This is a genomic window from Amycolatopsis sp. NPDC026612, assembly GCF_040638285.1.
Classification (GTDB): domain Bacteria; phylum Actinomycetota; class Actinomycetes; order Mycobacteriales; family Pseudonocardiaceae; genus Amycolatopsis.
In genome coordinates this window covers 1-6395 of record NZ_JBEZYB010000161.1, presented here as the reverse complement: position 1 = coordinate 6395, position 6395 = coordinate 1, and the positions used below count along the sequence as shown (strand labels likewise).

Sequence of the window (6395 nt, the reverse complement as noted above, 5' to 3'; positions counted from 1 at the left end):
TGACGACGTGGTGACCGGAGCTCAGCCGGAGGGTGCGGCCGGTCCGGTCCAGCGCTCCTGGCCGGCCCGTGATGCTCGCCGGGTCGGTGGTGGGGTCCAGGCCCCGCAACAGGTCCAGCACGGCCGCGGCGGACAGGAAGCTGTCCAGCCAGCCCTCGGCCGACTCCGGTCCCCAGCGCGGGGTCCTGGCGAGGATCTCGGTGCCGGGGCTCGCGGCCGCGCGGGCCCCGGCTTCGATCTCCTTCGTCATCGCCTCGGTGGTGTTGCAGTTGGTGACGACGATCTTCATCGATGCTTCCTCGACACCGCGTAGTAGAGCAGCGCGGACGACGCCGTGCCGATGAACCACGAGTACGGCGCGGCCGGCGCGAAGTACGGCACCAGCGCGATCACCGCGGCGAGACTGGCGGTCGGGAAGAAGGTCGCGAAGGCGCGCGGGTTCACTCGCGGGTAGCTGCCGCCGTCGACGAACAGCTGGGCGACGTCGACCTGGCCGCGCCGGATCAGGTAGTAGTCGACGATCATGATCCCGAACAGCGGGCCGAGGAACGCTCCGAGGCCGCCGAGGAAGTAGTTGACCACCGCCGGCGAGGAGTACAGCTTCCACGGCAGCACGCACAGGGCCGCAACCGCGCTGATCATCCCGCCGATGGTGAAGGTGATCCGCTTCGGCCAGATGTTGGCCAGGTCGTAGGCGGGGGAGACGAAGTTCGCGACGATGTTGACGCCCATGGTCGCGATGGCGAAGGTCAGGGCGCCGACGATGAGCACCGGCGTGTTGTGCACCTTCGCGAGCAGCGCGGCCGGGTCGGTGATCGCTTCGCCGAACACCTGCATGCTGCCCGCGGTGACGACCACCGACAGCAGCGCGAACGCCGTCGAGTTGATCGGCAGGCCCCAGAAGTTGCCGCGCCGCACGGTCTTCTGGTCCGGGGCGAACCGGGAGAAGTCGCAGAAGTTGAGCATGAGCGTGCCGTAGGTGGCCAGGATGAGCCCGGCCGCGCCGAACCACTGCCGGATCTGCTCGCCGGTGGACAGCTGCTTCGGGCTGCTGGTGAAGGAGATGTTCCAGTGGCCGGCGGCGAGGATCCAGACGGCGAGGGCGATCATCACGACCCAGATCGCCGGGCCGCACCAGTCCTGGAACTTGCGCACCGACTCCATACCGCGGGTGAGGATCAGCGCCTGGACCGCCCACAGCGCGACGAAGCAGATCCAGCCGAGGGCGTGCAGGCCGAGGAACCCGTGTTCGGTCCACGGTTTGAGGCCCGGGTCGATGGCGAGCACGAGCAGGGTGATGGCCACGCTGGCCAGGTAGGTCTGGATGCCGTACCAGAAGATCGCGATGACGGCGCGGACCAGCGCGGGCAGGTTGGCGCCGAACGTGCCGAAGCTCAGCCGCGCCACGACCGGGAACGGCACGCCGGTGCGCTGCCCGATCCGGCCCATCAGGTTCATCCCGAAGTAGATCAGCACGAAGCCGAACAGCAGCGCGGTGAACACCTGCCAGGCCGACAGCCCGAGCACGAACAGCCCGGCCGCGAAGGTGTAGTTGCCGAGGTTGTGCACGTCGGACATCCACAGCGCGAAGATGTCGTAGACCTTCCACCGGCGGTCCTGCGCCGGGGCGAGATCTTCGTTCCACAGCCGGGGGTCGGGTGGTGTCGGTGTCTCTTGGGAAGGTTCGGTGAGCGGGGCGGCGGTCATGCGGGCCCTCCGATCGACGTACGGCGACGGCGATTTGGGATACCAAACTTTGGAATCCCAAATATCACTCCGTCGCTTCCGGCAGTCAACCCTCCGGCCGATAAACTCGTGTTACGGCCGGTTACGGCGGTGTTGAAGGAGGGGCGCGGTGAACGAGCGGCAACCCCTCGCGGCCACCCGGCAGCGGGTCCGCGAGGAGCTGCGCGAGCGGATCCTGACCGGCCGGCTGCGCCCGGGTGACCGGTTGGTCGAGCGCGAGCTGGCCGAAGACCTCGGCGTCTCCCGGGTGCCGGTCCGCGAGGCCATCCGCAGCCTGGAGGCCGAGGGGTTCCTCGTCGTCCAGTCGCCGCGCCGGGTCGTCGTGCGGCAGCTGGCGCGGGTCGACGTCGAGGAGCTGTTCGACGTCCGGGAGGCCCTCGAAGGGCTCGCCGCGGGGCTCGCGGCCGAGCGTGCCGGTGCCGCCGAGCTCAAGCGCCTCGACCGCGTCCTCGCCGACGCCGCCCGCGCCACGGCTCGCGGCGACGCCGCCCGGATCACCGTGCTCAACTCGCGCTTCCACGACGAGATCGTCGCCATCGCGGGCAACGCGCTGCTCAGCACGATGCTCCAGCCGCTGGAAGGCAGGCTCCGCTGGCTCACGAGCCAGAACGAGCACTGGGCCGAGCTGCTCGACGAGCACCGGCGGCTCCGCGAGGCGATCGCCTCGGGCGACGCGGACCGCGCGAAAGCGTCCGCGGTGGAACACGTGCGAGTGAATCGCGAGGTGACGTTGCGCTCCCTCTTCGGGGGCGACACGCCCGGGGTGACGGGTTCCGCGCAGGTCACGGCGCGATGACGAAGGTCACGCCCAGTACCGGACAGCTCACCCGATAACATGATCACCGGAGCCACGCACCCCGAGCGGACGTGGCATATCCGACACGCCCCACAAGCTCCGCCAACAGGCGCTTCCCAGCGGCTTCATGGGAAATTCACAGAATGGGTGGCAAGTCTGACAACGTGAACCACGCTGACGACGGTGCCGGATCGGTGGCACGATGACGACCGCCCAGGCCACGCTCGAAGCGCCCGCCCGGGTCGCGAGACCGGGCGGCAAAGCGCCCTACCTCCACCAGATCGACCTGTTCCGGTTGATCACGTTCGCGTGCGTCATCCTGATCCACGTGGTGGGCGCGACGAACTTCGCGCAGGACGTCGGCGCCAACGCCGTCGAGACGCCGCTGCACTTCACCCGGGAGGCGTTCTTCGCGCTCACCGGGTTCGTGCTGGTGTTCCAGAACCGCCGCCGCGAGTTCACCGCAGGCGACTTCTGGCGGCGGCGGCTCCCGCTGGTCGCGACGCCCTACCTGGCGTGGTCGATGTTCTTCTGGGCGTACGCGCTGGTGACCGGCGAGCAGCAGCCGGGCTCGCTGGAGGCGTCGATGCGCCTGCTGCTGAAGGACCTCGTCACCGGCGGCGCCTGGTACCACCTGTACTTCCTGCTGGTGACGATGCAGGTCTACCTGCTCTTCCCAGTGCTGATGAAGCTCCTGCGGGCGACCGCGGGCAAGCACAAGTGGCTGCTGCTCGGCAGCGGGTTGGTGCAGATCGGCGTGACGCTGTTCATGACGTACCAGCCGCTCGGCGTGAGCTACGAAACGATCACCCACCTGTACGGCACGATCCTGCCGTACCAGTTCTACACACTGTTCGGTGCCGTGGTGGCCATGCACTTCGAGACCGTGCACGCCTGGGCGGGGCGGCACCGGCTGCTGCTCGGCGGCGTGCTCGTCGCCGTGCTGGCCGGCACCGAGTGGTACTACCTCCGTACTGTCCACAGTGGAACTTTCCCGCAGGTGGCCAGCGATCCGTTCCAGCCGTACCTGATCCCGTGGTTCCTCAGCGTCATCGCGGCGATCTACGCGTTCAGCACGTCGTGGGCGGCGCGCCGCCGTGAAGGCAGCCGCGGGGCCCGCGTGGTCTCGTGGGCGGCGAACCGGTCGTTCAGCATCTTCCTCGTGCACCCGCTCGCCCTGGCGCTGCTCGGGCCGGTGATCCCGGTCGTGGCGGAGCGCTTCGGCGCGCCGTGGCTGAGCGTGCTCATCTACCTGGCCACGATCACCCTGACCGTCGTCATCGTGGAGGTGCTGCGGCGGCTGCCGGGCAGCCGCGCGCTCACCGGACGGCCCCGGCTGCGGCTCGCGAAGGCCGCGGCCTGACCTCACCCGGTCGGGTGGCCTGGGTCATACCTGACGGCTCGGGCGAGGCACAGCGAGCGGATCCTGGCGCGTGGGATATGCTGGCGGCCCGTGGGACTTCAGTCGCGGGCAACCAAGTATGTCTTTGTCACCGGAGGCGTCGCCTCCTCTCTGGGTAAGGGACTCACGGCTTCGAGCCTGGGTCAGCTCCTTACCGCACGCGGGCTTCGCGTCACGATGCAGAAGCTCGATCCGTACCTCAACGTCGACCCCGGGACGATGAACCCGTTCCAGCACGGCGAGGTGTTCGTCACCGACGACGGCGCCGAGACCGATCTGGACATCGGGCACTACGAGCGGTTCCTCGACCGCGACCTCGACGGCAAGGCCAACGTCACGACCGGCCAGGTGTACTCCGAGGTGATCGCCAAGGAGCGCCGCGGCGAGTACCTCGGCGACACCGTGCAGGTCATTCCGCACATCACCGACGAGATCAAGGCCCGGATCACCGCCGCGGCCGAGCCCGACGAGAACGGCCAATCGCCGGACGTCGTCATCACCGAGGTCGGCGGCACGGTCGGCGACATCGAGTCCCTGCCGTTCCTGGAGGCCTGCCGCCAGGTCCGCCACGACGTCGGCCGCGACCAGTGCTTCTTCCTGCACGTCTCGCTGGTGCCGTACCTGGCGCCGTCGGGCGAGCTCAAGACGAAGCCGACCCAGCACTCGGTGGCCGCGCTGCGCAACATCGGCATCCAGCCCGACGCGCTGGTCTGCCGGGCCGACCGGGAGATCCCCGAGGACCTCAAGCGCAAGATCGGCCTGATGTGCGACGTCGACAACGAGGCCGTCATCGCCTGTCCGGACGCGCGGTCCATCTACGACATCCCGAAGGTGCTGCACCGCGAGGCGCTCGACGCCTACGTGGTCCGCCGCCTCGGCCTGCCGTTCCGGGACGTCGACTGGACGGTGTGGGGCGACCTGCTCGACCGCGTGCACAACCCGAGCGAGACGGTGAAGATCGCGGTCGTCGGCAAGTACATCGACCTGCCCGACGCCTACCTGTCGGTCACCGAGGCCCTGCGTGCGGGCGGGTTCGCCCACCGCGCCAAGGTCGAGATCGTGTGGGTCGCCTCCGACGACGCGCAGACCGCGTCCGGCGCCGCCTCCGTGCTGTCCGGTGTGGACGGGGTGCTGATCCCTGGCGGGTTCGGCATCCGCGGCATCGAAGGCAAGGTCGGCGCGATCGAGTACGCCCGCACCCGCGGTGTTCCGCTGCTCGGGCTGTGCCTCGGCCTGCAGTGCATGGTCATCGAGGCCGCCCGGCACCTGGCCGGCATCCCCGACGCCGGCTCGTCGGAGTTCGACGAGAACACCGAGCACCCGGTGATCTCGACCATGGCCGACCAGCGCGACGTCGTCGCCGGCGAGCGCGACATGGGCGGCACCATGCGGCTCGGCGCCTACCCGGCGAAGCTCAAGGCGGGTTCGCAGGTCGCGAAGGCGTACGGCACCACGGAGGTGTCCGAACGGCACCGGCACCGTTACGAGGTCAACAACGCCTACCGCAAGCAGCTCTCGGACGCGGGCCTGGTCTTCTCCGGCACCTCGCCGGACGACCGCCTGGTCGAGTTCGTCGAGCTGCCCGCCGAGGTGCACCCGTTCTTCGTCGGCACGCAGGCGCACCCGGAGCTGAAGAGCCGCCCGACCCGGCCGCACCCGCTGTTCAGCGCGTTCGTCAAGGCCGTGGTGGACCGCAAGGTCGCCGAGCGGCTGCCGGTCGAGCTGCCCGAAGCCACCGTGGCCGCCCGATGACCGCGCCGGGCGAGCACGAGTTCAGCGTCGCGTCCAGCCGCGACGTCCACATCGGACGGGTCGTCGGCCTGCGGATCGACGACGTCGTGATGCCGGGCGGGGACACCGCGGTCCGGGAGGTGATCGAGCACCTCGGCGCGGTGGCGATCGTCGCGCTGGACGACGAGCAGCAGGTCACGCTCGTCCACCAGTACCGCCACCCGATCGGGCACCGGTTGTGGGAGCTGCCCGCGGGCCTGATCGACCACCTCGGCGAGGACCCGGTCGGCACGGCCAAGCGTGAGCTGGTCGAAGAGGCCGGGCTGGCCGCCGCGGACTGGGTGACCCTGGTCGACGTCGCGGCGTCGCCCGGCTTCACCGACGAGGTGGTGCGGGTCTTCCTCGCCCGCGGACTGTCCGAAGTGGATCGCGAGGTGCTCGGCGACGAGGAGGCGGACCTCGTCATCCGCAAGTTCCCGCTCGCCGAGGCGGTCCGGATGGCCCTGGCGGGCGAGCTGCTCAACGGCGCCACGGTGTCCGGGGTACTGGCCACGCACGCGGTGCTCACCGGCGTCGCCGAGCCGCGTCCGGCCGACGCCCCGTGGGAGGACCGCCCCACGGCGTTCGCCAAGCGCAAGGAAGCCTGAGCCGCTCCGCTGCGCCCCGGGGCCGAACCTGCCGGCCGCTCGTGCCGTGCTGATGTCGTACTACGACCACACC

At 69.8% G+C, this 6395-nt stretch carries 6 protein-coding genes; 4 read left to right on the top strand and 2 right to left on the bottom strand.

Annotation, left to right across the window (positions count from 1 at the left end):
- Together AB0F15_RS44690 and AB0F15_RS44685 are read right to left on the bottom strand one after the other, a co-directional pair.
- Positions 1 to 289 (bottom strand): aspartate/glutamate racemase family protein (locus tag AB0F15_RS44690; RefSeq protein ID WP_360283975.1); only part of this gene is annotated, 289 nt, incomplete at its 3' end.
- On the bottom strand, positions 286 to 1707 hold the full coding sequence (locus AB0F15_RS44685; RefSeq protein WP_360283973.1) for an NCS1 family nucleobase:cation symporter-1: 1422 nt from the start codon (positions 1705 to 1707) through the stop codon (positions 286 to 288). The genes AB0F15_RS44685 and AB0F15_RS44690, both read right to left, overlap by 4 nt.
- A gap of 148 nt (positions 1708 to 1855) precedes the next feature.
- Between AB0F15_RS44685 and AB0F15_RS44680 the strand changes: the two genes are divergently transcribed.
- The 4 genes from AB0F15_RS44680 to AB0F15_RS44665 all read left to right on the top strand — a co-directional run bounded on the left by AB0F15_RS44680 (position 1856) and on the right by AB0F15_RS44665 (position 6322).
- Positions 1856 to 2542 (top strand): GntR family transcriptional regulator, encoded by a 687-nt coding sequence (locus tag AB0F15_RS44680; RefSeq protein WP_360283971.1) that lies wholly within the window; start codon positions 1856 to 1858, stop codon positions 2540 to 2542.
- 202 nt (positions 2543 to 2744) lie between these two features.
- The gene (locus AB0F15_RS44675; RefSeq protein ID WP_360283969.1) at positions 2745 to 3905 is read left to right on the top strand and encodes an acyltransferase; all 1161 of its coding nucleotides are present in this window, start codon (positions 2745 to 2747) and stop codon (positions 3903 to 3905) included.
- Between the two features lie 90 nt (positions 3906 to 3995).
- Positions 3996 to 5696 carry a CTP synthase gene (locus AB0F15_RS44670; RefSeq protein ID WP_360283967.1) on the top strand — a complete coding sequence of 567 codons (1701 nt, stop codon included), beginning with the start codon at positions 3996 to 3998 and terminating at the stop codon, positions 5694 to 5696.
- Positions 5693 to 6322, top strand: coding sequence for an NUDIX hydrolase (locus AB0F15_RS44665; RefSeq protein WP_360283965.1), 630 nt, complete (start codon positions 5693 to 5695; stop codon positions 6320 to 6322). Before AB0F15_RS44670 ends, AB0F15_RS44665 begins: the two co-directional genes overlap by 4 nt.
- Positions 6323 to 6395 lie beyond the last annotated feature (73 nt).

Bases quoted from the DNA above. Each gene is read 5' to 3' on its own strand.
- AB0F15_RS44675 (WP_360283969.1), top strand. From the start codon at position 2,745: ATGACGACCGCCCAGGCCACGCTCGAAGCGCCCGCCCGGGTCGCGAGA.
- AB0F15_RS44685 (WP_360283973.1), bottom strand. From the start codon at position 1,707: ATGACCGCCGCCCCGCTCACCGAACCTTCCCAAGAGACACCGACACCA.
- AB0F15_RS44665 (WP_360283965.1), top strand. From the start codon at position 5,693: ATGACCGCGCCGGGCGAGCACGAGTTCAGCGTCGCGTCCAGCCGCGAC.